The organism is Corynebacterium macginleyi, assembly GCF_003688935.1.
GTDB classification, from domain to species: Bacteria; Actinomycetota; Actinomycetes; order Mycobacteriales; family Mycobacteriaceae; genus Corynebacterium; species Corynebacterium macginleyi.
The window spans coordinates 1-22254 of the sequence record NZ_REGE01000013.1 but is presented as its reverse complement, the minus strand read 5'-3'; the positions used below and the strand labels follow the sequence as shown (position 1 = coordinate 22254).

At 58.5% G+C, this 22254-nt stretch carries 24 protein-coding genes and 2 pseudogenes; 13 read left to right on the top strand and 13 right to left on the bottom strand.

The window, feature by feature from the left end; translation table 11 throughout:
* On the bottom strand, nucleotides 1-930 hold the full coding sequence (locus D9V82_RS08865; protein ID WP_200437265.1) for a Ppx/GppA family phosphatase: 930 nt from the start codon (nucleotides 928-930) through the stop codon (nucleotides 1-3).
* A 33-nt stretch (nucleotides 931-963) separates the two neighbouring features.
* Between D9V82_RS08865 and D9V82_RS08860 the strand changes: the two genes are divergently transcribed.
* Nucleotides 964-1863, top strand: a complete 900-nt coding sequence (locus tag D9V82_RS08860; RefSeq protein ID WP_121912040.1) for a DUF3109 family protein — start codon at nucleotides 964-966, stop codon at nucleotides 1861-1863.
* On the opposite strand, the gene D9V82_RS08855 is transcribed toward D9V82_RS08860, so the two are convergent.
* The 4 genes from D9V82_RS08855 to mshA are packed head-to-tail and all read right to left on the bottom strand — an operon-like array spanning nucleotide 1860 to nucleotide 5952.
* Entirely contained in the window at nucleotides 1860-2570 is a 711-nt protein-coding gene (locus D9V82_RS08855) for a response regulator transcription factor (RefSeq protein WP_121912039.1), read from the bottom strand. The two genes, D9V82_RS08860 and D9V82_RS08855, sit on opposite strands and share 4 nt — an antisense overlap.
* Nucleotides 2567-3847: a sensor histidine kinase gene (locus D9V82_RS08850; protein WP_121912038.1), complete on the bottom strand. Its 1281-nt coding sequence runs from the start codon at nucleotides 3845-3847 to the stop codon at nucleotides 2567-2569. The genes D9V82_RS08855 and D9V82_RS08850 overlap by 4 nt, the downstream gene beginning before the upstream one ends.
* A gap of 51 nt (nucleotides 3848-3898) precedes the next feature.
* The gene (locus tag D9V82_RS08845) at nucleotides 3899-4645 is read right to left on the bottom strand and encodes a phosphoglyceromutase (protein ID WP_121912037.1); all 747 of its coding nucleotides are present in this window, start codon (nucleotides 4643-4645) and stop codon (nucleotides 3899-3901) included.
* Between the two features lie 41 nt (nucleotides 4646-4686).
* The gene (gene mshA / locus D9V82_RS08840) at nucleotides 4687-5952 is read right to left on the bottom strand and encodes a D-inositol-3-phosphate glycosyltransferase (RefSeq protein WP_121912036.1); all 1266 of its coding nucleotides are present in this window, start codon (nucleotides 5950-5952) and stop codon (nucleotides 4687-4689) included.
* Between the two features lie 66 nt (nucleotides 5953-6018).
* Here mshA and D9V82_RS08835 point away from each other — a divergent pair, with 66 nt between their 5' ends.
* From D9V82_RS08835 to D9V82_RS08815, 5 genes are all read left to right on the top strand, one after another.
* Entirely contained in the window at nucleotides 6019-7737 is a 1719-nt protein-coding gene (locus tag D9V82_RS08835) for a long-chain-fatty-acid--CoA ligase (RefSeq protein WP_121912035.1), read from the top strand.
* A 13-nt stretch (nucleotides 7738-7750) separates the two neighbouring features.
* Entirely contained in the window at nucleotides 7751-8257 is a 507-nt protein-coding gene (locus D9V82_RS08830) for a methylated-DNA--[protein]-cysteine S-methyltransferase (RefSeq protein ID WP_121912034.1), read from the top strand.
* 40 nt (nucleotides 8258-8297) lie between these two features.
* Nucleotides 8298-10037, top strand: a complete 1740-nt coding sequence (locus D9V82_RS08825; RefSeq protein ID WP_425267144.1) for a long-chain-fatty-acid--CoA ligase — start codon at nucleotides 8298-8300, stop codon at nucleotides 10035-10037.
* An 11-nt stretch (nucleotides 10038-10048) separates the two neighbouring features.
* A complete protein-coding gene (locus tag D9V82_RS08820; RefSeq protein WP_121912032.1) occupies nucleotides 10049-11599 on the top strand; it encodes an AMP-binding protein in 1551 nt (516 codons plus the stop codon).
* 69 nt (nucleotides 11600-11668) lie between these two features.
* The gene (locus D9V82_RS08815) at nucleotides 11669-12145 is read left to right on the top strand and encodes an S-ribosylhomocysteine lyase (RefSeq protein ID WP_121912031.1); all 477 of its coding nucleotides are present in this window, start codon (nucleotides 11669-11671) and stop codon (nucleotides 12143-12145) included.
* Between the two features lie 82 nt (nucleotides 12146-12227).
* On the opposite strand, the gene D9V82_RS08810 is transcribed toward D9V82_RS08815, so the two are convergent.
* A complete protein-coding gene (locus D9V82_RS08810) occupies nucleotides 12228-13355 on the bottom strand; it encodes a UDP-N-acetylmuramate dehydrogenase (protein ID WP_121912030.1) in 1128 nt (375 codons plus the stop codon).
* Between the two features lie 24 nt (nucleotides 13356-13379).
* Here D9V82_RS08810 and D9V82_RS08805 point away from each other — a divergent pair, with 24 nt between their 5' ends.
* Genes D9V82_RS08805 through D9V82_RS08795 form a run of 3 tightly spaced genes read left to right on the top strand, consistent with a single transcriptional unit; the run spans nucleotide 13380 to nucleotide 15568 of the window.
* On the top strand, nucleotides 13380-13871 hold the full coding sequence (locus tag D9V82_RS08805; RefSeq protein WP_121912029.1) for a DUF2505 domain-containing protein: 492 nt from the start codon (nucleotides 13380-13382) through the stop codon (nucleotides 13869-13871).
* 34 nt (nucleotides 13872-13905) lie between these two features.
* The gene (locus D9V82_RS08800; protein ID WP_121912028.1) at nucleotides 13906-14715 is read left to right on the top strand and encodes a class I SAM-dependent methyltransferase; all 810 of its coding nucleotides are present in this window, start codon (nucleotides 13906-13908) and stop codon (nucleotides 14713-14715) included.
* A 49-nt stretch (nucleotides 14716-14764) separates the two neighbouring features.
* Nucleotides 14765-15568 (top strand): LmeA family phospholipid-binding protein, encoded by an 804-nt coding sequence (locus D9V82_RS08795; RefSeq protein WP_121912027.1) that lies wholly within the window; start codon nucleotides 14765-14767, stop codon nucleotides 15566-15568.
* A 57-nt stretch (nucleotides 15569-15625) separates the two neighbouring features.
* On the opposite strand, the gene D9V82_RS08790 is transcribed toward D9V82_RS08795, so the two are convergent.
* Genes D9V82_RS08790 through D9V82_RS08775 form a run of 4 tightly spaced genes read right to left on the bottom strand, consistent with a single transcriptional unit; the run spans nucleotide 15626 to nucleotide 18183 of the window.
* Nucleotides 15626-16069, bottom strand: a complete 444-nt coding sequence (locus D9V82_RS08790) for a deoxyribose-phosphate aldolase (protein WP_121912026.1) — start codon at nucleotides 16067-16069, stop codon at nucleotides 15626-15628.
* Between the two features lie 2 nt (nucleotides 16070-16071).
* Nucleotides 16072-16362: a DUF2516 family protein gene (locus D9V82_RS08785; RefSeq protein WP_121912025.1), complete on the bottom strand. Its 291-nt coding sequence runs from the start codon at nucleotides 16360-16362 to the stop codon at nucleotides 16072-16074.
* A 5-nt stretch (nucleotides 16363-16367) separates the two neighbouring features.
* A complete protein-coding gene (locus tag D9V82_RS08780) occupies nucleotides 16368-16817 on the bottom strand; it encodes a CGLAU_01105 family protein (protein ID WP_121912024.1) in 450 nt (149 codons plus the stop codon).
* A 34-nt stretch (nucleotides 16818-16851) separates the two neighbouring features.
* Entirely contained in the window at nucleotides 16852-18183 is a 1332-nt protein-coding gene (locus D9V82_RS08775; RefSeq protein ID WP_121912023.1) for a DUF445 domain-containing protein, read from the bottom strand.
* 619 nt (nucleotides 18184-18802) lie between these two features.
* On the opposite strand from D9V82_RS08775, the gene D9V82_RS13110 reads away from it, so the two are divergent.
* From D9V82_RS13110 to D9V82_RS08760, 3 genes are all read left to right on the top strand, one after another.
* A complete protein-coding gene (locus tag D9V82_RS13110) occupies nucleotides 18803-19165 on the top strand; it encodes an integrase core domain-containing protein (RefSeq protein ID WP_167449768.1) in 363 nt (120 codons plus the stop codon).
* Nucleotides 19162-19449, top strand: coding sequence for a hypothetical protein (locus D9V82_RS12240; RefSeq protein ID WP_121912021.1), 288 nt, complete (start codon nucleotides 19162-19164; stop codon nucleotides 19447-19449). The genes D9V82_RS13110 and D9V82_RS12240 overlap by 4 nt, the downstream gene beginning before the upstream one ends.
* 171 nt (nucleotides 19450-19620) lie before the next feature.
* Nucleotides 19621-20031 (top strand): hypothetical protein, encoded by a 411-nt coding sequence (locus D9V82_RS08760; protein WP_121912020.1) that lies wholly within the window; start codon nucleotides 19621-19623, stop codon nucleotides 20029-20031.
* Between the two features lie 74 nt (nucleotides 20032-20105).
* On the opposite strand, the gene D9V82_RS12680 is transcribed toward D9V82_RS08760, so the two are convergent.
* The 3 genes and pseudogenes from D9V82_RS12680 to D9V82_RS08740 all read right to left on the bottom strand — a co-directional run.
* On the bottom strand, nucleotides 20106-20450 hold the full coding sequence (locus D9V82_RS12680; protein WP_167449767.1) for an integrase core domain-containing protein: 345 nt from the start codon (nucleotides 20448-20450) through the stop codon (nucleotides 20106-20108).
* Nucleotides 20447-20875 carry an IS3 family transposase gene (locus D9V82_RS08750; protein ID WP_167449766.1) on the bottom strand — a complete coding sequence of 143 codons (429 nt, stop codon included), beginning with the start codon at nucleotides 20873-20875 and terminating at the stop codon, nucleotides 20447-20449. Before D9V82_RS08750 ends, D9V82_RS12680 begins: the two co-directional genes overlap by 4 nt.
* A gap of 469 nt (nucleotides 20876-21344) precedes the next feature.
* Nucleotides 21345-21665, bottom strand: a pseudogene (locus D9V82_RS08740) (transposase); the annotation flags it as partial.
* 57 nt (nucleotides 21666-21722) lie between these two features.
* Between D9V82_RS08740 and D9V82_RS08735 the strand changes: the two are divergent.
* Nucleotides 21723-22254 (top strand): annotated as a pseudogene (locus D9V82_RS08735) (transposase); the annotation flags it as partial.

The following is a 22254-nucleotide window of genomic DNA, read 5'->3' as shown; positions in this document are numbered from 1 at the left end:
CTATTCCAATCCCTTGTCGGTCCGGCGCAAAATAACACCTTCACGCAGCGCCCACGGGCAGATTTCTAGCTTTTCAATTCCCAGAGCTCGCATGCTTGCCTCAGCAACCAAAGCGCCGGCGACGATTTGGTGCGATCGGTTCGAACTTACACCCTCCAGGTCCGCTCTGTCGGCTGCAGTCATGCGCGTGATGAATGAAATCAACTGGCGGAGACCCGGCGCGGTCAATGTTCGTTTGACATATGGCCCTGCAGACGAGGGTTGCGCGCCCGTCAGCCGCGACAGGGTACGGAAGGTTTTCGAGGTACCCACGGCAAGGCCGACAGGCCCCCTCGCCTTCATCTGCGTAGTGGCATCCTCTAGCTCTGCATCGATAAAATCGCGCAGCGCACTGACCTTCTTTTTCTCCGGCGGATCGGTATCGAACCAGTTGTGAGTAAGCCGCCCTGCGCCCAGATCGAGCGAGAAAGCCAGGTCGGGGTGTTCATCGGTACCGGTGGATAGTTCCAGGGAGCCACCGCCGATGTCTAGGTTAGTAATGCGTCCGGCGGACCAGCCGTACCAGCGGCGGACGGCGAGGAAGGTAAGCTGCGCTTCTTCCACACCAGAGAGTATCTGCAGGCGCACGCCGGTCTGCTTTTCCACCTCATCGAGTACTGCTTCAGAGTTAGGGGCAGAGCGAACCGCGGAAGTTGCGAAAGCAATAAATTCGGCACACCCGAGTTTTTCACCCAGCTCGCTTGCCTCACCGACGGCGCTAATGAGCTTTTTCAGGCCTTTTTCGTGGATGTTTCCCTTCTTATCCAGCTGTTCTACCAGACGCAGTGGGGTCTTCCAATCGCTCATCGGAGTAGGCCGTCCCCCCATTGCGGCATCGACCGCAACGAGGTGGACGGTATTACTTCCAACGTCTAATACACCTAATCGCACACCAATAGCGTAGTAGGTCTACCGTGGTTAGGTGTGAATCGCCCTAAATCTGACACCGTTTACCTAGGTTTTCCCGCGAGCTCGCCAGCGGCGGCATCGATTAAAGCCGGGTGCGAAGAGGCCCCAGATTTTCCACGGGAGTGGTTCGAATTTACTAACCCAAACGACCCTTACCACGTCTTTTCAATCGATCTCACGTGGGTGGAATCGCACTACAGCTGCCAATTTGGCACGCCGGCATGCCGGGGCATAGATAAGAACCAGCCCGATGTAGGCTGCTGCGTGCACGGTGCCTATATGGCCGATGAACAAGACCGCGACCAGCTTTATGATGCCGTCGCCCGCATGCCTGCGCGCTACTGGCAGCTACGCCCGGCGGGGGTAGATGAGTTCCTTGCGCAAGGAAATACCGATGAACTAGAGCCGTGGTTAGAATGGGACGAGCTCGATGGTGAGGACGGCGAGCCCGAACCCGCACTGAAAACGCCCATTGTTGATGGAGCCTGCATTTTTGCCAATCGTGCCGACTGGGACACGGGCAGCGGCTGCGCACTGCACCAATGGGCCGTCGACAGCGACGAGGAGCTTACCGTAGTCAAGCCGGAGGTGTGCTGGCAGCTTCCACTACGGCGCTACGAGGACTACGAAGAGCGCCCCGATGGGCAGGAGATTTTACGCACCACCATCGGCGAATATGACCGCCGTGGCTGGGGCAATGGCGGCGAGGACTTTGATTGGTACTGCTCTACCGATAGCACCTGCCACGCTAATCCGCTGCCGATCTGGCAATCACACGAAGACGAGCTCGTCGCACTCATGGGACGCGAAAGCTACGATATTTTGGCACAACAATGTAAGGCCCGCGCGCAAGCCGCCGAGCACGGTGTACAACTGACCCAACACCCAGCCAGCATTAAGGCCGGCTGGCACTAAAGCTCGAATTTATAGCCGAGCCCGCGCACGGTCACCAGGTGCTGGGGGCGGGAGGGGTGTTCTTCAATCTTGGTGCGCAGGCGCTTAATGTGCACATCTAGTGTCTTGGTATCGCCTACGTAATCGGCACCCCAGATGCGATCAATAAGCTGGCCGCGGGTCAGCACGCGCCCGGCATTGCGTAGGAGGTATTCCAGCAGGTCAAATTCTTTGAGCGGCATGGGTACCGGCTCATCCGCCACGGTGACGATGTGGCGCTCCACATCCATCTTCACGCGGCCGCCGCACAGGATCTGCTCGTCTTCAACCTTTGCGCTCTCCGCTGCGTCCGCGTGAAAGGACTGTTCGTTGCCGCGACGCAGCACGGCCCGTATGCGTGCGATGAGCTCGCGGGAGGAATACGGTTTGGTGACGTAATCGTCCGCGCCTAGCTCAAGCCCCACCACCTTATCGATTTCCGCGTCGCGTGCGGTGACCATAATGACTGGAACGGATGAGGTAGCGCGCAGCTGCTTGCACACGTCGGTGCCAGACATGCCGGGCAGCATGAGGTCGAGCAGCACGATGTCGATGTCATTATCGGCGAATTTCTCCAGCGCTGATGGACCATCGAGGGCGATAATTGGGTCGAATCCCTCCTTGCGGAGCAAGAATGCCAGCGGATCAGCCAGCGACTCTTCATCTTCCACGATGAGAATGGTGGTCATTGTGCTTTATCCTTTCGACGTGCTGCAACGCGTGCTACCGCACGCTGAAGCCCGGGAGCCGCCGCATCGACGGATTCCTTATCTTCATTATCCTGCAAGTCAGCCTCGTGCGCTGGCTTCTTTTCCTTGTATATGGGCAACTCGATGGTAAAAGTAGAGCCCGTGCCCGGGCGCGACCACAACTTGATATTGCCCCCGTGGTTGGCCACGACGTGTTTGACAATTGCTAATCCTAGGCCAGTGCCTCCCGTCTGCCGCGACCGGGCTTGGTCTACGCGGAAAAAGCGCTCGAAGACGCGCTTTTGATGCTCCGGCGGGATGCCAATGCCGCGGTCCGTCACCCGGATCAGCACGACATCATCTCCCACCACTTTCTGCGAGATAGAGACCGGCAATTCCTCCGGAGAATAATTAATCGCATTGGAAATCAGGTTGGACAACGCGGTTACCAAGAGGGAGCGGTCACCTTTGACCTGCACACCTTCAGAGGGCCCCTGGGTGAGCGTAATAGAGCGTGCGTCCGCAGCGAGCTGGTTACGCGACATTGCCTCGTCGATGACATCGTCGACGTAGAGCGGTTCCATCTCTGGCAGCGCTTCGGCGCCCTGCAGCTTGGACAAGGAGATGAGTTCACTGACCATGTCCGCCATGCGGTTGGCCTCTTTTTGTACCTTGGTGGCGAAGTACTTCACGTGCTCCGGATCCGCAGGGTCTTGAAGCAGGGCCTCGGACAGCAGTGCGATGCCCCCCACCGGGTTTTTCAGCTCGTGGGAGACATTGGCCACGAAATCGCGGCGCGCGGATTCCATGCGCACGTTTTCGCTCTCATCGGTGCCATAGATAATGATGAAGCGGCCATCATTTAGCGTCAGCGGCTTGACAACGGCCTTGACCTGCGTGACTCGGTGGCCAGTGCGGCGTTTGGGTATGGCCAGGTCCACGGTCCGGGTTTCCTTATCCTCGAAGACCTTTTCTGCGGTCTTCCAGATTTCCGGGTTGACCGCACGATCGTGAACCACGGACATCTCGTGTGCCGCAGGATTGGACAGGATGATGTCCTGGTTCCTATCAAGCACCGTCAGCGCCGTGGGGGCGCCTTGCACCGCAAGATGTAGACCTTGACTCACCGTGGTGACCTGGTTTGCCTGGGCATCGCTGGCACGCTGGCGGCGGGCCATGTGCTTGCGCACCCGCGAAATTAATGGCAACGCCACCGCGCTGGCGAGCATGCCCGCGAGAAAGACCAAAATTACTTCCACGTCTTTAAGACTAACCATTAGAAAGCCCCCAGGAAGTATCTCCCCGGGGACTTAATATATAGCGATGGGTTACTTACCACCCTGCGCGGCGACGGCAGCGGCCCCAGCCTCGGCGGCCTCTGGGTCTAGGTACGTGCCGCCCTCATTGACCACGGAGCCATCCTCCGCAATCTCATAAACCAGCGGAATACCGGTCGGGATATTCAGCCCGGCGATGTCATCATCGGAAATGCCATCGAGATGTTTGACCAAGGCACGCAGGGAATTGCCGTGCGCTGCGATCATGACGGACTCGCCCTTCTTGGCCCGCGGCAGGATCTCTTCCTCGAAGTAGGGAACAAAGCGCTCGACAACGTCCTTTAGACACTCCGTCTGTGGAACCTTGCTCACATCCGCGTAGCGGGGATCGTCGGCCTGGGAGTACTCGGCGCCATCGGCAAGCTCGGGCGGGCGCGTGTCATAGGAACGGCGCCAGGCCATGAACTGGTCCTCGCCGTATTTTTCCTTGGTTTCTGCCTTGTTCAGCCCCTGCAAGGCACCGTAGTGGCGCTCATTGAGGCGCCAGTCGCGGATGACCGGGATCCAGTGGCGGTCGGCCGCATTCAGAGCGATATTGGCGGTGCGGATGGCACGGCGCAGCAAGGAGGTGTACAGCACGTTGGGCAGGATGCCTTCTTGTGCGAGTAGCTCGCCGCCGCGCTTGGCCTCTGCTTCACCCTTTTCTGTCAGATCAACATCAACCCAACCGGTAAATTGGTTGGATTCATTCCAAGTGGATTGGCCGTGACGAAGAAGAATCAGTTTTCCGTTAGTCATGCCTCCAGCATGCCACGAAACTGACCGGCGCGTCAGTGAGGCTAGTCTCCCTTCGCGCGACGTTGATAGCAGTCAGGCACTGGGATCTGCTGGGTGTCGGCATAAATCTTCCTCAGTGCCCGGGCCGTATTAGTCCAGCTAAAGCGAGCGGCATGCGCGACAGCAGCCTCTCCCATGGCGATGCGCCGGGCGTCATCAGCAAGTAGCTCGCTCAGCGAATCTGCCCACTCCTGCGGCGAATGGGACGGCACCAGTAGGCCGGTTTGACCATCGAGAACGGCGATGGGCAGCCCACCCACGGCTGCGGCGACGACCGGCGTCCCCGAGGCCTGGGCCTCGAGCGCCACCAGTCCAAAGGATTCGTTGTAGCTGGGCACCGCAACAATATCCGCAGCGCGGTACACCCCCACCAGCTCTTCGGGAGGCCGGGGGCCGAGAAAGCGCACGCGCTTGTAAACGCCCAACTCCCGGGCCAGTTCTCTATAAGCCTCCGGCGAGGCATTTGCCCCAGATGGCCCGCCACAGATGAGGACCTGAAAATCGCGGGTGGGTTCCCGGCGATAGAGCTCGGCGGCAGCGCGGATGAGTACCTCCGGCCCCTTGAATTTCTGCAAGCGGCCAACAAAAGCCACGACCTTGGTGTGCAGCGGGATACCCAGCTCGCGGCGGGAGCGCTCAGTGTTGCGGTCGGTACCGTGGGTGAAAAGGCCCACGTCAGCACCCGGCGAGACCACGCGGATAATGTCACGCTCGGCATCATAATGCTCGGCAAGATCGCGGGCTTCCTGATCGGTATTGACCACGAGGACATCAGCATTATCCACCAATTGCTGCTCGCAGATGCGCCGCGCCTCCGATTCCACGGTGTCTTCGGCGGTGCGGTGGGCGTTTTTAACCGCGGCCAGAGTGTGGGCCGTGTGGACTAGGGGAATGCCCCAGAGATCGCGCAACAGCCACCCCACCTGGCCGGAGAGCCAGTAGTGGGAGTGAATGAGGTCATATTTTTTGCCCTGCCGCCTGGCAAATTGCACCATCCCGCCGGAAAAGGCTGCGAGCTGGGTGGGCAGATCTTCCTTTTCTAGACCCTCAAAGGGGCCGGCCACAATATTAATCACCCGCAAGTTGGAGGCCACGTCCATGATTTCTTTGTGGCTGGGGCGCGTAGCGCGGGTAAAGACATCTACCTCAACGCCAAGTTTGGCTAATTGGCAGGCAACATTTAAAACGTAAACATTCATTCCGCCGGCATCTCCGGAGCCAGGCTGCTCAATAGGGGAGGTATGCATAGAAATCATGGCGATGCGCATGTTGCTCCATTTTAGCGACGCTATACTGGCCCCTGCCAGCAACCTACGCTACCGAAAGGCCACGCATTGTCCGCTTATGAATCAAAGGCATGGCTCCAGTATTACCCAGAATGGACGCCGCATAGCCTCGACTATGGCAACACCACCCTGTTGGACTTGTATGACAATAATCTCGAGGTCAATGGCGATAGGTCAGCCACGTATTTCTTCGGACGCACCCAAAACTATTCCGAGCTGGACCGCCAAGTGCGCGCCGCCGCAGCCGGTCTGAAGGCCTTTGGCGTGCGCCCCGGTGACCGAGTAGCCATCGTCGCCCCCAATAACCCGCAGTACATCGCGGCCTTTTATGCCATTTTGAAGTTGGGCGCCCAGGTGGTGCTGCACAACCCGCTCTACACCGCCCACGAACTGGAGGGCCTGTTCCAAGACCACGGAGCGCGCATCGCCATCGCTTGGGACAAAGCCGCACCCACTCTGGAGAAGTTGCGGGCTACCACCAATCTGGAAACGGTCGTGTCCATCAACATGATCAACGCCATGCCCGCCCTGCAGCGCGCCGCGCTGCGCCTGCCGCTTCCCCCGCTCAAGGCCAAGCGCGAGCAGCTTTCTACCCCCGCCCCAAATACCGTGCCGTGGGAGGCGCTGATTGGCGATGCGATCGGCGGCAACGGCAGCGATATTAAGACACCGGAGGACATTGATAAGGACACCATCGCGCTGGTGATGTACACCTCTGGTACCACTGGTGCCCCCAAGGGGGCGATGCTCTCGCACGGCAACCTCGTATCCAACCTGCTCCATGGCAAGGCCTGGGTTCCGGGCTTGGGTGATAAACCGGAGCGCATGCTTGCCGCTTTGCCTTTCTTTCACGCCTATGGCCTGACCATGAACGTCACCTTGGCCCAGCTCATCGGCGGCGAATTGGTCATCCTACCCATGCCGCAGATCCCGCTCATTATGCAGCTAATGAAGAAGCACACCCCGACCTGGGTCCCGGGCGTTCCTACTCTGTACGAGCGCATAGTCAAGGCCGCCGAGAAGCAAGAGGTTCCCATCAAGGGCGTGCGCGCGGCCTTCTCTGGCGCATCCACCCTGCCTTCAGAGACCGTCACTAGGTGGGAACACGCCACCAGCGGTCTGCTCGTGGAGGGCTATGGCCTTACCGAGTGCTCACCCATCATCGTGGCAAACCCCATGAGTACTGACCGCCGCCCGGGCTACGTGGGCATCCCCTTCCCGGATACCGAGGTGCGCATCGCCAACCCCGATAACCTGGATGAGACCCAGCCGGACGGCGTCGAGGGCGAGGTGCTGGCCCGCGGCCCCCAGGTTTTCAAGGGCTATCTCAATAACCCGGAAGCCACCGACGCCGCCTTCCACGGTGACTGGTTCCGCACCGGTGACATGGGCATCATGGAGGAAGACGGCTTCATCCGCCTGGTCAGCCGCATCAAGGAAATCATCATCACCGGCGGTTTCAACGTCTACCCCGGCGAAGTCGAACAAATCCTGTGCGAGCACCCCAGCATCGACGAAGCTGCCGTGGTGGGCCGGCCGCGCGACGATGGCTCTGAAGACGTTGTGGCCTGCCTCGACCTTGCTGATGGCGCCGCACTCGATCCCGAGGGCCTTAAGGACTACTGCCGCGAGCGCTTAACCCGCTACAAGGTACCGCGCACCTTCTACCACTTTGAGGAGCTAGCCAAGGACCAGATGGGTAAAATTCGGCGCCGCGAGGTGCAAGAAGACCTCATTAACCGCCTCGAGGCGGAAAAGGACTCCTAAAGTTCACGCCACCATGCTGCGCATCATCGATACCCCCATCGGCCCCCTATTGCTCACCGCGGACGCAGACGGGCTGTCCCGCGTCGATTTCGGTGTGCTCAGGGCGGGCTGCACCGAAGCTAGCAAAGTTCACGGAGAGGTCACCAGCGCGGAAAATGGGGGCATCAACAAGCGCAGTGCAGCTATCTTAGACGCGACGCATGAGCAGTTGGCGGAATATTTCGCCGGGTGCCGCCGTGAGTTCGAACTGCCGCTTAACCCGGCGCCGACAACCGAGTTTCGCGCCCAAATTCACGCGCAGCTCGACACCATTGGCTACGGCATGGTCTCAAGCTATGGCGAACTCGCGGCCGCCGTAGGGCGCCCCACTGCTAGCCGGGCGGTTGGCAGCGCCTGCGGCGCCAATCCCCTGCCGATTATTCGGCCCTGCCACCGCGTACTGCGCAGCGATGGATCGCTCGGCGGCTATGCCGGAGGTCTGGACATCAAGCGTTTTTTGCTGGCACTCGAAGAAAACTAGAGGAGTTCCGCACGTTCCGGATATACTCTCCCCTAATATTATTTTTGTTCACCAAACGAAAGGGAAGAGTGTGTCTGCATATGAATCCCGGGCCTGGATTAAGCACTACAGCGACTGGACCCCCGCCACGCTTGATTACGGCGATAAAACCATCGTTGACTACTACGTCAATAACCTCCGCATCAATGCGAATAAATCCGCTACCTACTTCTTTGGCAATACGCAAAACTACGCGGAATTAGACGCACAGGTGCGCGCCGCTGCCGCAGGACTTAAGGCCTTTGGCATCCGTCCTGGTGATCGGGTCGCCATCGTCATGCCCAACTGCCCCCAACACGTGGTGGCGTTTTATGCCATCCAGCTGCTCGGCGCCACCGCAGTAGAACACAACCCGCTCTACACCGCCCACGAGCTCGAGGGGCTTTTCCAGGATCACGGCGCGCGCGTGGTCATCGCCTGGGATAAAACCGCGCCCACCTTGGAGAAAATTCGCGCCACCACCCCGCTAGAGACCATCGTGTCCGTCAATATGATCGATGCAATGCCGCCGCTCAAGCGCCTCGCGCTCCGGATTCCCCTGCCCCCGCTGGCCGCCAAACGCGAGCAGCTGACCGGAGCGGCTCCTAACACCGTGGCCTGGTCCACCCTGATCGGCTCCGCCATCGGCGGTGACGGCAAGGACCTCGAGATTGCCCAGGTCACACAGAAAGATATCGCGCTCATCCTCTATACCTCCGGCACCACCGGCAAACCCAAGGGCGCGCTGCTTTCGCACGGCAACCTCATTGCCAACTGCGTACAGGGCGAAGCCTGGCTGACAAATATGGACGCCGGCGAACAGCGCTTCCTCGCCGCCTTACCACTCTTTCATGCCTACGGCATGACCACGCTCTGCGTACTCAGCATCTACTTCGGCGCCGAGCTCATCCTGGTCCCTTCCCCGCACATGCCGCTCATCATAGACACCATCAAGAAGCACACCCCCACCTGGCTACCAGGCGTACCCACGCTATACGAGAAAATCATGGACGCCGCCGAGGAAAAGGGGGTGGATCTCGCCGGGATAAGCAATGCCTTTTCCGGCGCCGCTACCCTGCCGGTTGATGTCATGGAGCGCTGGGAATTTATGACCGGCGGCCGCCTTGTCGAGGGCTTTGGCATGACGGAGACCTCCCCGGTCCTCGTTGGCAACCCCATGAACGGCAACCGCCGCCCCGGATATATAGGCCTGCCCTTTCCCGATGTCGAGGTGCGCATTGGCAACCCAGATAACCTCGATGAAACCCAGCCGGATGGCGAGCCGGGCGAGATGCTGGCCCGCGGACCGCAGGTCTTCCAAGGCTATTTCAATAACGAGAAAGCCACCGAGGAGTGCTTCCACAATGGGTGGTTCCGCACCGGCGATATGGCCATCATGGACGAAGACGGCTGGGTCCGGCTGGTTAGCCGCATCAAGGAAATCATTATCACCGGCGGATTTAACGTGTACCCAGCAGAGGTCGAAGAAGTAGTGCGCAAGCACCCAGACGTCAAAGACGTCGCGGTGGTGGGCCGTCCGCGCAAGGATGGCTCCGAGGATGTCGTTGCCTGCGTCGTCCTGCGCGATGGCGCAGTGCTGGACCCAGACGGCCTCAAGTCCTTCTGCCGCCAGCGCCTGACCCGCTACAAGGTCCCGCGCACCTTCTACCACTTTAAGGAGCTAGCCTCGGACCAGTTGGGCAAGGTCCGCCGCCGCATGGTGCAGGAGGATCTGCTCGACCTCATAAAGCAGAAGGCTTAATATTAACCACCATGTCAGACCACGAATACGACGCCACGCTGACGGATTTCCTCGCCACCGCAGTAGCCAACTTTCCCCACCGTCCCGCCACCTTTTTCGAGGGCGAGACCCTGAGCTACAAGGAGCTTGATACCCGCATCGCCGCTGCCGCCGGCGGCCTGCAGGAAATGGGAATCCGCCCCGGCGACCGTGTAGCGCTGGTCTTGCCCAACTGCCCGCAGCATGTCATTGCGTTTTTTGCAGTACTGCGTCTGGGCGCAGTCGTCGTCGAACATAACCCGCACTACACCGCTCACGAACTGGCCCCGCTCTTTGCCCACCACGGCGCCCGCATCGCCCTGGTCTGGGATCAGGTCACCGCCGTGGTCAACGGCTTGGCCAGCACGGTAATCCCCGTGTCCTTGGCGGTCCCCCTTCCCCTTTCCGGAGCCCCAGTGCCCCACCGCCAGGCCATGCTTGCCGATGCCGCCCTTATTCTCTACACCTCCGGCACCACAGGCCAGCCCAAGGGGGTGGTACTCACGCACCGCAACCTCGCCGCCAACTGCCTGCAATTGGAAGCCCAGGCCGATCTGCGCCCCGGACACGAGCGCTTCCTCGCCACGCTCCCGATGTTCCATTCCTATGGATTGACCATGAGTGTCTTGCTCGCCGTGCGCTGCGCCGCCGAAATCATCCTGCTACCTTCCCCCCGCCCCGCGGCCGTCGTCAGCGCCTTGACACAGCACCGCCCGACATGGATGCCGGGTGTCCCAACCATTTATGAGCGCGCAATGAGCGAACCGGCAACTGGATCTGAGGCCGGAGCCACTGCTAAACCAGCCGCCGAGCAAACCGCGGACTTAGGTGGGGTGCGCTACGCCATTTCCGGGGCAGCATCGCTGCCTGCACGCATCATCGAGCCCTGGCAAGACCGAACCGGTGGCATGCTCGTCGAGGGCTACGGACTCACCGAGGCGTCCCCCGTGCTGACCATTAACCCGCTCAATGAAGAGCGGCGCGTGGGGACCATCGGCAAACCACTGAGCAATACCGAATTGCGCATTGGGGATCCCACTGACCTAGACCGCAGCCTCCCCGATGGCACGCCCGGCGAAATCCTCGCCCGCGGACCCCAGGTTTTTGCGGGCTACCTCGATAATCCCACCGCCACCCGGGAGGCTTTCCACGGCGATTGGCTGCGCACCGGCGATCTGGGTGTGCGCGAGGCCGATGGCCATTTTCGGCTGGTGGGCAGGATTAAAGAAGTCATTATCACCGGTGGGTTTAACGTCTACCCCAGCGAAGTGGAACACGCATTGTTGAGCCACCCGATGGTGAGCCAAGCCGCGGTGGCGGGCGTGCCGCGCGCCGATGGTTCCGAAGACGTCGCCGCCTGCCTGGTGCTCCACCCCGGCACGACCTTCGACGCGACAGCGCTGCGCGAGCACTGCCGCGGCCTCTTAGCTCGCTATAAGGTCCCGCGCCATTTTGTGATACGCAAAGAATTACCTACCGACCAATTGGGCAAGCTCCGCCGCCACGAGGTGCGAGAAATCTTGCTGGCGGATGTATCCCGCTAATTCGCGGCACGCATTCGGTTGAAGAATCTATTCTGTGAAGTAACACCCGCCGCGATTAGGCTGAGGAGTATGACTGAACAAACCGAAGAGAAAATTAACGTCAAGTCCTTCGAGCTCGATCACCGCCTCGTTAGCGCGCCTTATATCCGCGTGGCTGACCGCACCGATTTGGGCGGCGGCGTGGAAATTATCAAGTATGACCTACGCTTCTGCCAGCCTAATAAGGAGCACTTAGACACCGAAACGCTGCACTCCGTAGAACACATGATGGCCAACTTTATGCGCAACTACACCGATAAGCTCATCGGCTTTGCCCCTATGGGTTGCCGCACGGGCTTCTACGCCATCACCAATGGCATGGAGCAGGATGAATTGCTGCACGCCGTCGAGGGTGCGCTCAACGATATCCTCACTGCCACCGAGGTTCCCGCCGCCAACGAAAAGCAGTGCGGTTGGGGCGCTCACCACAGCTTGCAGGGTGCCCAAGATGCGACTCGCAAGTTCTTGGACGCCAAGGCGGTCTGGCTCAAGGTCATGGCCGCCTAAGAATGCGCCGTCCATAGTGCCTGGCATTGCGCCGGGCGGCGCACAAGGGCGACTTTATGGCGCTCACGCCGAGAGGCGCGGCCTAATCCTCGTCCAAAGATACGCCCACCCACACCGGCTCGGGCACAAGCTCAACACCGAAGGCCTCGCGAACACCATCGCGGATAATACGAGCCAGCGCGACGATATCTGCGGCGGTAGCGGTGCCACGGTTGGTCAATGCCAGGGTGTGCTTGGTCGATAGCGTTGCCGGACCGGAGCCAGGGTAGCCCTTTGTAAAACCGGCATTATCGATAAGCCAGGCGGCCGAAAGCTTCTCGTAAGAAGACGACTCACCCTGCGCTGGAGCAGCGGCGGCGTGGCGGGGCATGCGGTCGGCGGGGGCATCACCAAGCGTGGCACGCACCCTGTCCTGGATGACATCAGCAACGCTGGATTCAACCACGGGGTTGGTAAAAAAGGACCCGGCGGACCACGTGTCGTGGTCGGCAGCATCGAGCACCATGCCCTTACCGCGGCGCAGCGCGAGGACCTCTTCGCGCACCTGCGCGACGGGTCGGCGCTCGCCGGGATTATCAGTAAGTTGGCCAAAACGCAAGGGTCGAGACATCCCATCCGGAGTCAATTGCAGTTCGACCTCAAGCACCACCGCGCGACCGGTAAATTTCAGGTTGGAATAGCGGTAGGCCAAATCAAGATCGGATACCGGAACCCACTCATCGGTATCTGTACGCAGGTTATACAGGCGCACGCGGGTCAAAACCTCAGCGATTTCGGCACCATAGGCACCCACGTTTTGCACGGGCACGGCGCCCACCGAGCCAGGGATTCCGGAAAGGCACTCGATACCGCCCAAGGACTTCCCCACGGATTCTTCTACGACCTCATCCCATACCGCACCGGCTTGGGCGCGCACGAGGCCAGTTTCGGTATCCATATCCACTGCGGCAAAGTCGAGAACAACGGCAACCACGTCGACCTCACCATCTGCGACCAGCAGATTGGAACCGCCGCCGACCACAATGAAAGGAATACTTTCTTTCTCGAGGTACCGCAATGCAGCAACCGCTGATCCAGGCAGCGAACAACGCAACGTTACCCGTGGCTTTCCCCCCACGCGCAAGGTGGTGAGATCAGCAAAGCTCGCCGTGGGATCCACGTCAACGCCGTCGATTGCTGTGAGTTGTTGCGTAAAAAATTTATCAAGCACGTATACCAAGGTAGTCTGTTGAGCATGTCAACTCGTAGTGAAAACACCGTAACCATCAATCAGCCCATCGACATGGTTCACAAGGCGCTGCTGACCCAGGAGTACTGGGAGTACATTGTAGAAAATCTCTCTCCAGAGGCAGGCGAGGTCCACGATTTCTCCGATAACGTAGCAACACTCTACGAAGTCCTGCCGACAAGCCTCTTGCCGGAAGCCGTGCGCGCCATGGTCTCGCAGGACCTCAAGGTCAAGCGCGTGGTCACCGTGGGTGAGCTCAACGGCCAGGCCGCTGACGTCAACTACACCGCAGACGTCAAGGGCACCCCGGTCGACTTCAAGGGGGATATTTCCCTGGCCGGCGAGGGTGAGACGACCACACTGACCTACACCAATGAGATCTCCGTCAAGATCCCGATGATGGGCGCGGCCATCGAGCCAAAGGTGGGCGAATCCCTCGCCGAGCTCTTTGATAACGAGGGCAAGCTGACCGAACAGTGGATCTCTGAAAACGCCTAGAGCACTCCGACCTCAGAATCGCCCTCACACCCATATGGCCGACCACGCTCATAACCTGCGCGCCAGCGCAGCAGCGGGTCGGCCTTTTGGCGTTATTACCCGTGGCACCACCAACTACAACCGCCTGCGGCGCTGCGATAGGTGGATGGTGGCCCACCCGGAGATTTCAGCGCTGCTGCGCCACGTGCCCACCCCGCTCGCCCTCGACGTGGGCTATGGCGCTTCCCATACCACCACGGTGGAGTGGGCGCGATGGCTGCGGCGCATCAATCCGCGCGTGGATGTGCGCGGGCTGGAAATACACCCGGACCGGGTGCTGCCGCCGCGCGATGGCGTGCGCTTTGAACTGGGCGGATTTGAGCTCGCGGGATATCGGCCCCAGGTGGTGCGCGCCTTTAATGTCTTGCGTCAGTACGACGTAGACCAGGTTGCTAAGGCCTGGCGCACCGTGTGCTCGCACCTGGCCCCCGGCGGTTTCTTCGTCGAGGGCACCTGCGATGAGCTGGGCCGTCGCGCGGCGTGGATCCTGCTCGATCAGCATGGCCCGAAAACATTGACGCTCGCGTGGGATCCCTTCGACGTGGCTCGCCCCTCCGATGTGGCCGAGCGCCTGCCCAAGGTGCTCATCCACCGCAATGTCCCCGGCGAGCCCATCCACGAGCTCCTGCAGGCCGCAGATAGGGCGTGGGATCGCGCTGCTGGATGGGCGCCGCATGGCCCGCGGGTGCGGTGGCGCATGGCACAGGCCTTGCTTGCTGGTGCCCCCTTTAACCTCCAGCCTCCCCGCCGCCGGCTGCGCGATAATACGCTCACTGTGAGCTGGGCGAGCATCGCACCCCGCTAATATCCAGCACACGTTGCCACCGGCCGCCTCATGCGCCACACTGGTAGTCATGGCTGGAAAGAAATCGGGCGGATCGCTCGCTTGGAAAATTGTCTTAGGCGTCCTCGTAGCGCTGCTTGTTATCATCCTCATCGCCGAGTTTGGCCTGCGCTGGTTCATCGGTCATCAAATGACCGAAGAGTTTAAAAATAGCGCCAAAGAACAAGGCATCGCGGTCACGGAGGATCCCTCGATAAGCTTCGGCGGTAGTCCCTTGCTTTTTGGACTGCTACGGGGCTCGATTTCCCAGGTGGATATGACAACGCCATCGACGCTGCAGATCGAAGGCTCCCACATCAAGGGACAACCCGCCGCTGAAATTCACGCAAAAGATCTGTCCACAGATTCGAGTAACCCCGTGGCCGGCTTCCTCCGCGCTACCACCACCGTTCCGGATGAGTACCTGCTGGCCAGCTTCCAAAAAGGAATCGCAGACCAATCCGGCAGTGAAATCATCGGGAATATGGTGGTCACTGAAATCACCGCAAATGACCAAGGCGACGAGCTGGAAGTGAAATTCGGCGGCGGCGTGGCCAGCCTGTCGCTCAAACCCAGCGCCCATGACGGCAAGCTGGAGATCACTACCACCAAGGCTGCCATCTTTGGCCTCTCGCTGCCCGAGCAAGCCACCAGCGCCATTTCTGATGCCCTACAGGACGGCCTGTCTAAACAACTCGTTGCCCATCACATGCAGGTCGAATCCGTGGACGTGGGCGATGGCCAGCTCACGCTGACCGTCACCGGCACCGATGTCCCGGTGAATGATTTGGAACACTTCTCGGGCGACAGCAACGAGCAGAAGAAAGACGCCTAGAAACGACGGCCTAGGGACGGAACTATCCTAGGCTGAGCCGACTTAGACTGAGCCAACTTAGGCAGTGGGAAATTCTACGATCGGCAGCGAGCTTTTTAGCTCGCTGCCTTTTTCTATGACGAGCCTTTGAAAACCAGCCTGAGCGGCGGCGGTTTCCGCGAGGGTCCGTGCTGGTTCCGTTTCTGGCAGGATGAGGCCTACGCGAGCCGGTTCTGGGCAGGCCTCGCGGATAGTTATGAGCTCGGAGAGGATAGGGGAGCCATCGACAAGCGTGGCGTCAACGCTGACCCACACCTCGTCCGCGCCGGATTGGATGGCCAAGCGGGCCTCAGAGGCCTTGATGAGCGAGTGGTGCCGGCCGGTGGGATAGCCCGCCACGGCAATGATCCCCGTCGGTTCAGCTGCTGCTGCCACCGTCACGTGGTGCGGCGAGACCACAACATGCTGCCCGGCGGCCTGCTCCCTGACCTCAGCGGCTGCAGCGTGCAAAAGATTTTTCATGTTTAGTAGCTGTAGTCGCCGTTGATAATGGCCTTGAGCTGCGGTCGCACGTCAAACCAGTAGACGCCGGTAATGACCGTGCCAATCCATGCCAGAAACTGCAGGCCGGTAGCCATCGCAACCGCCGATCCCGCAAGCAGACCTACCCATACCCATTTACCCTTGCGGTCGCCGGCCCGAAATGCGTCCTCGCGCGTAGATGCCGCGAGTACCGCCCCGATGATGGCAGCGATGGTCAGGGCCTGGAATAAGTAGATGGGAAACTTAAAGGCAATATCAAGTAATACGTACATGCAGATTAATTCGTGGTTTCGTCGGTATCGATAACTTCGCCATCGATAATATTATCGTCCTTGTCCGCAGCAGCGGAATTACCATTCTGGGGCGCGTTGTTCTTCTCATTCATGCGCTTTTGGGCGTAGTCATACGCATCCTTGACGCCCCCGCGGGTTTTCCGGTAGGCATCCGCAAACTTGTCCTTCGTCTCAGAGAAAGCCTCCGACTCGCGGGTTTCTTCCGCCGCCTTCTTAATGGACGCACCCCACCGCTTAGCGGTGTTGGTGGCCTTATCCAGCATGCCGTCATTGTCCCCCTGGGAAGCCTGCGCATCCGCGCCCTGTGCACGTGCGCCCTGCAACCCCTGGTTATCCCGCTCTTCCTGCAAGCGTCCGCCGAAGTCCTTAGCGGTGTTGAGTGCGGACGCGCCAGCTTCCTTCAGGGAATCAAAAAGCTTCTTCTTCTCAGTCATAGGACCCTCCGTGTGATGCTTTTATTACGGCGCATTAGGCACCGAAAATGAGATGATTGACAGCATATATAACCAATCCTGCCAGGGAACCGACGATCGTGCCGTTAAGGCGAATAAATTGCAGATCTTTGCCCACCATCAGCTCGATATTCTGGGAGGCTTCCTGCGCATCCCAACGCTTGATGGTCTCCGGGATAATCGCGATAACCTCCGGGGCGAACTTCTCCACCGCGTAGCGTGCGGCCTTGTCTACGAGTTCATTGGCCTGGGCCAAGAACTCGGAATCCTCCAGCAAACGGTGCGCTAATTCCTTCACCTTAGCCGTCATCTTTTGCCGCAGGAAAGACTCCGGGTCATTGAACTGTTCAATCAGCGCGGTGGACACCGTGCGCCACATCGCCGCAGGTGCCTGCTGCATTTGATCAGAAGCAAGCATCTCTTGCTTGATGTTCTCAATGCGCTCGCGCATATCCGCATCCCACTGTAGATCCGCAGCCAGCTTGGATAGGTTGCGGCGGATGGCCAGGCGGGCCTCGTGGTTGCCATCGCGACGGACTTCCTCGGCGAAATGAACAAGCTCGCTATAGACCTTGTCCCCCACCATCTCACGCGCAAAGCGCGGCGCCCACCCAGGCATGCGCTCATCGATTGCTGTTACTACCGTCGATTCCATGCCAAGAATCTCCTTGTGCGCCCACTCAATGAGGTCATCCTCCAGCGGGCGCGCCTTGCCATCCGCAATATAGCCCTCCAGCAACCGACCCAACGGCGGCCCCCACTCCGGCTCCGCCAAGCGGTCCATGACCTGGGTGCGGATGAGATGCTCCGCCTCAGCCGGGTCAAGGTCCTCGACCACGCTGGCGGCGCGCTGACCAATCCATTCGGAGACTTCCTCCGCCTTGCCGGGTTCTGCCCCCTGGCGCGCCAGCCACAGCGGCAGCTCCGCATCCCGTACCTTGGCGCTTAGCGCATCCGCGGTAAGAAAGTTCTCCTCCACGAAGTCTTTCAGCGCATCGCCCACGCGGTCCTTGTTATTTGGAATCAGCGCCGTGTGCGGAATAGGCAAGCCCATCGGCCTACGGAAGAGTGCGGTCACCGCAAACCAGTCCGCCAGGCCACCGACCATGCCGGCTTCGGCCGCTGCACGCACGTAGCCCACCCACACCGGCGCCCCGCTTTCCGATGCCTGCCACCACGAGCACCCCAAAAAGATCACTGCCGCCAGCAGTAGCAGCGACAACGCAATCGCCTTCCACCGCCGCAAGTCCGCCTGGCGTGCCTCCTGGTTGCCGGCCTGGGGCACACCGGTGCCTGACGATGCCGGCTTCTTCGCCGTATCAACCTCTGCGTCCGAGCGGTGCGTCATGTGTTCTCCTAGGGGATTAGATGAGATTTCGTGGTGGACAGCAAATCCATTGCTCAACATTAGTGCGCATAGCGGGCGTATTCGAAAGGACCCGACCCCCATGTGGTGGACACCTGATATCCAGCCCAGTCGAGTTAGCAAGATTGGTAATCTACCACCATGTCAAGGTACTGAGAACAGTTCACACGCGATGCCGTTATTGGTGCAAGAATCACAACCATCTTTGATGATGAGCTTGGTCTTTAACGATGCTCAAACGGATCGCTGCGAGCCTTAAGGAGGACACGGCGTTTACCCCGGTCAACCACAAGAAAGTTGCACGAATTATCAAAAGCCATGGGCCTGAAGGGCTTTACCAAGCGCCGCCGATGCATCACTACCAGGCGTCAGCCTGGCCACCGCGTCATGCCGGATTTGCTAGGCCGTAAATTCACAGCCAGCGCACCGAACCGTGTCTATGTCGGCGACATGTATCTACCTGCCGTGCAAGGGAGGCAAAAACATGTATGTGGCCACAGTCATTGACACTTCACTCGCGTACACGTACAGGATATGGCATTCGCAGACCACATGCGGGTCTCACTGGTCATCGATGCTTTAGCTCACGCACATGGTGTGCGTGGCAGCCTTGACGGGGCCATTTAACATTGACGATCACGGCAGTGTGTACACCTCACAAACGTTTAGGAACTATTGCTCGTCGTTGGGTGTGCGCCAGTCCATGACAGCGGTAGGAACGAGTGCGGATAACGCCCTAGCAGAATCCTTTAACGCCACCTTAAAGCGGGAAGTCTTGCGTGATAAGAAGATCTTTGACGATCCGATGACCTGCCGGCAGGACGTCTTCCGGTGGTGCATGCGCTACAACACGCGCCGGCGGCACTCCTGGTGCAATCTTATAGCCCCCGATGTGTCCACATTTTCGGAGGTCGGGCCCGCGAGAAGATTTCTGAGGTCTATGACGTCGATAATTTTGCTGTGACCGGAGAGTCCTCCGACAATTTCACTGCCGCACTAACTGGACGAACGACAGGTCAATCTGTTTTAGTCAACAGCGAGACAGCGACAACGCAAGCGATTCCCGCAATAATCGTGCTAGGAATTTTACCTCGAATTGGGCTTCGTGCGGTTATCAACCAATTCAGTAAGGCTCAGGTCAAGAAGGCGGCAAAATTTTTTCTTTTGCGACAAAACGCCAACAAATGGGGACACATCATGGCCCCGAAACATTGCTGGAGCAAGATCGGGGCTAAATCTAAGGAATAGATTGCGGATATGCTAAGGCGTGCTACGACTTAATGGCACCACAGTGATCATGGTTCACAGGCACGGAAAGCTGGATGATCTTATCAGGGGACGAACGATAACCGTAACCTATAATAGAAATGGCGGTCAAATCAGCGACGGTTGGAGCAACAAGATTGGAGGACAGTGCTTATGAATAATTCTGATTTTGAGAGCGCAATAGACGCGCTCGAACGGGGGGACTTCGACGCAGCCATCCGCACTTTTGATAGGTTCTCGGCTGCGGAATGGGGAAGCGAACTATACGAATGGAAACAGGAAAATGCGTTACGTGTAAGTGAGTTCATCCAACAAATCGTGCGTGTCCTTCCATTAAACACTGAATTTGATAAAGTGCAAGCACTAGCGGAGAACTACGTTCTTGCCTTAGTTGACCTACCCCATTCAATTGACCTAGCAGCAGAAGCTTTAGTTACATTTTGGAATCGGAATCCAAGTGGAGATCACGAAAAGCTAAAGGAGTATCTTGAATTGTTGTCTCAGCATCCTGACGCTGAACACGTTGTAGAGCTTTCAGCTCAGGCCATAGAAATCCACTCCTAGTTGCAGGTATCCATGTGAGCCAACGATCTGGGGTTGCCCGCAAATCGTGGACACGTAGTGGAGCTACCTAGTGGTTAGGCAGCTATTTCTTTTCTGCTGGTGGTTAGGCTGGTGTGGTTCTCGAAGTCGACGGGGCTTACCATCCCCAGTGAGGAATGCCGACGCCGACGGTTGTAGACCACCTCAATCCAGTAAGCCACAGCCTTGCGTGCGGCATCACGGGTTGGCCAGCGCTTCCGGTCGTAGAACTTAAGTCTTAAGCGTCGACCAGAACGATTCGGCCATCGCGTTATCGAAGCACACTCCGGTACGCCCCACGGATTGAGCGATGTCCAGGTTGCGGCACACCTCCCAGAGCTGCTCGCTGGTAAATTGCGTCCCCCGGTCAGCGTGAAACACCAGCCCGTCAACAACGTCACCACGGAAGTGTATGTGCCATCCGTAGGGCCCGCTCAACCAGGAATGTATCTTGAACGCTATCCATAGCCTGGCCCAGTACCCTGCGGGAATGACCGTCGCGGACTGCACACAAGTACAACCAGCCTTCACCGGTGCGCAGGTAGGTAATATCCGACATCCATACTCGGTTGAGCTCACCAGCATCACACATGCGCTTGACCAGGTCATCAAGAGCAGATTTACGCTTGGCTTGGATTGTTGTCACCGGCACAAAAGCACGCGGTGAAATTCCTTCAATGCCCATCAGACGCATCCGCTTAGCCACAGTCTTGCGATTCACACTGATCTGGTAGCGCTCGGTAAGTTCTGCGGTGATCCGCGGGGCACCATAGACCTCGTCGGAGTCTTTTTCAGATCTGGTGAATCTTGCGATCAACATCATCATAAAAAGATGTCCGATCATCTTTTCCGGATAAGCGTTGCTGCTGCATATGAAACCATGTGTAGTATCCAGACCGGGACACCTTCACAAGGCGTGCCATGCGCTTGATACTGTAGTTAGCCTTGCTCTGGCCACATCAATTCGAACTTTTCTTCTCGCGTTGCTGTGCGGCGAAAAAGGCTGTCGCTTGTGACAAAAACTCATTATCCATCTTGGCTTCTGCCAACTCACAGCGCAGACGAGCATTTTCAGCACGAAGATCCGCCTGGCTTAGCCCATCGGAGGATCCTTAGGCGTTCACGCTCATTTTTCACCCATCGGCCTAAAAGACCAGGTGCGACACCAATTTCTTTCGCTACATGAGCAATTGGGCGCTGCGGGTCAAGTCCGTTTGAGTGGTGTTTTTACCTTTCGATAGAGCATGCAGTGTGATGGTGTCAGGGGCCAGCACGTGCTCGGTGCTTTAACTGGTTCATGCGACCTCCTTGGTGGTGTCAGCGTCTATGACGTTGGCGGTAATCAATGCTTTGGTCTGTTCCAGGCTGGTTAGTGACATGTAGCGGTTTTGCTGGATCCAGTCATCGTGTTGTTCTGCTAGGACAGCACCAACAAGGCGCACGACAGCGTCACGATTGGGGAAGATGCCTACAACATCCGTACGCCTGCGGATTTCACGATTGAGCCGTTCAGTAGGGGTATTCGACCAGACTTTCTTCCAGACGGATTTCGGGGCGTTGGTAAAAGCTAAGAGCTCGTCGAGGGCTTCTTCCAGGTAGCTGGCAACGTGGGGGAAGAGAGTGTCTAATGGTTTGTGTGTAGGTTCCCAATCTACATAAGGAGATAAGCCAGAATGACTAGTGTGGCACGACGAGACCCGGCTGATAAGGCCACAATTTGATGCGATTGAAAAGAAGCTTCTTGCTAACCCTGAGATGGCGAAACTTATTGACGAGCTAGGCACGTCCACCACGGATGCCAATGATTTGGTTCGCGGTATGTTGCAAGCTTCAATTACCCGCGGTCTGAACGCGGAAATGGATACCCACCTGGGCTATGCATCCGGTGATAGCCCAGCTAAAGCTACTGTTGGAAGAAGATAACTACCGCAATGGGACGTATCCGAAAACCGTAGATTCTCACTTTGGGCCAGTAAGCATTGATGTTCCACGAGATAGAAACGGCACGTTTTCCCCCTACTATGGTGCCCAAAGGCTTAAGGCGGCTGACAGATGTTGACGACATGATTGTCAGCTTATATGCCGGCGGAATGACCATTCGGGATATCCAGCATCATATGGCAACAGCGATGCGGGTAGATATCTCTCATGAAACAATGTCCGCGGTCACTGATGCCGTCCTCGATGAAGTCACGGTCTGGCACA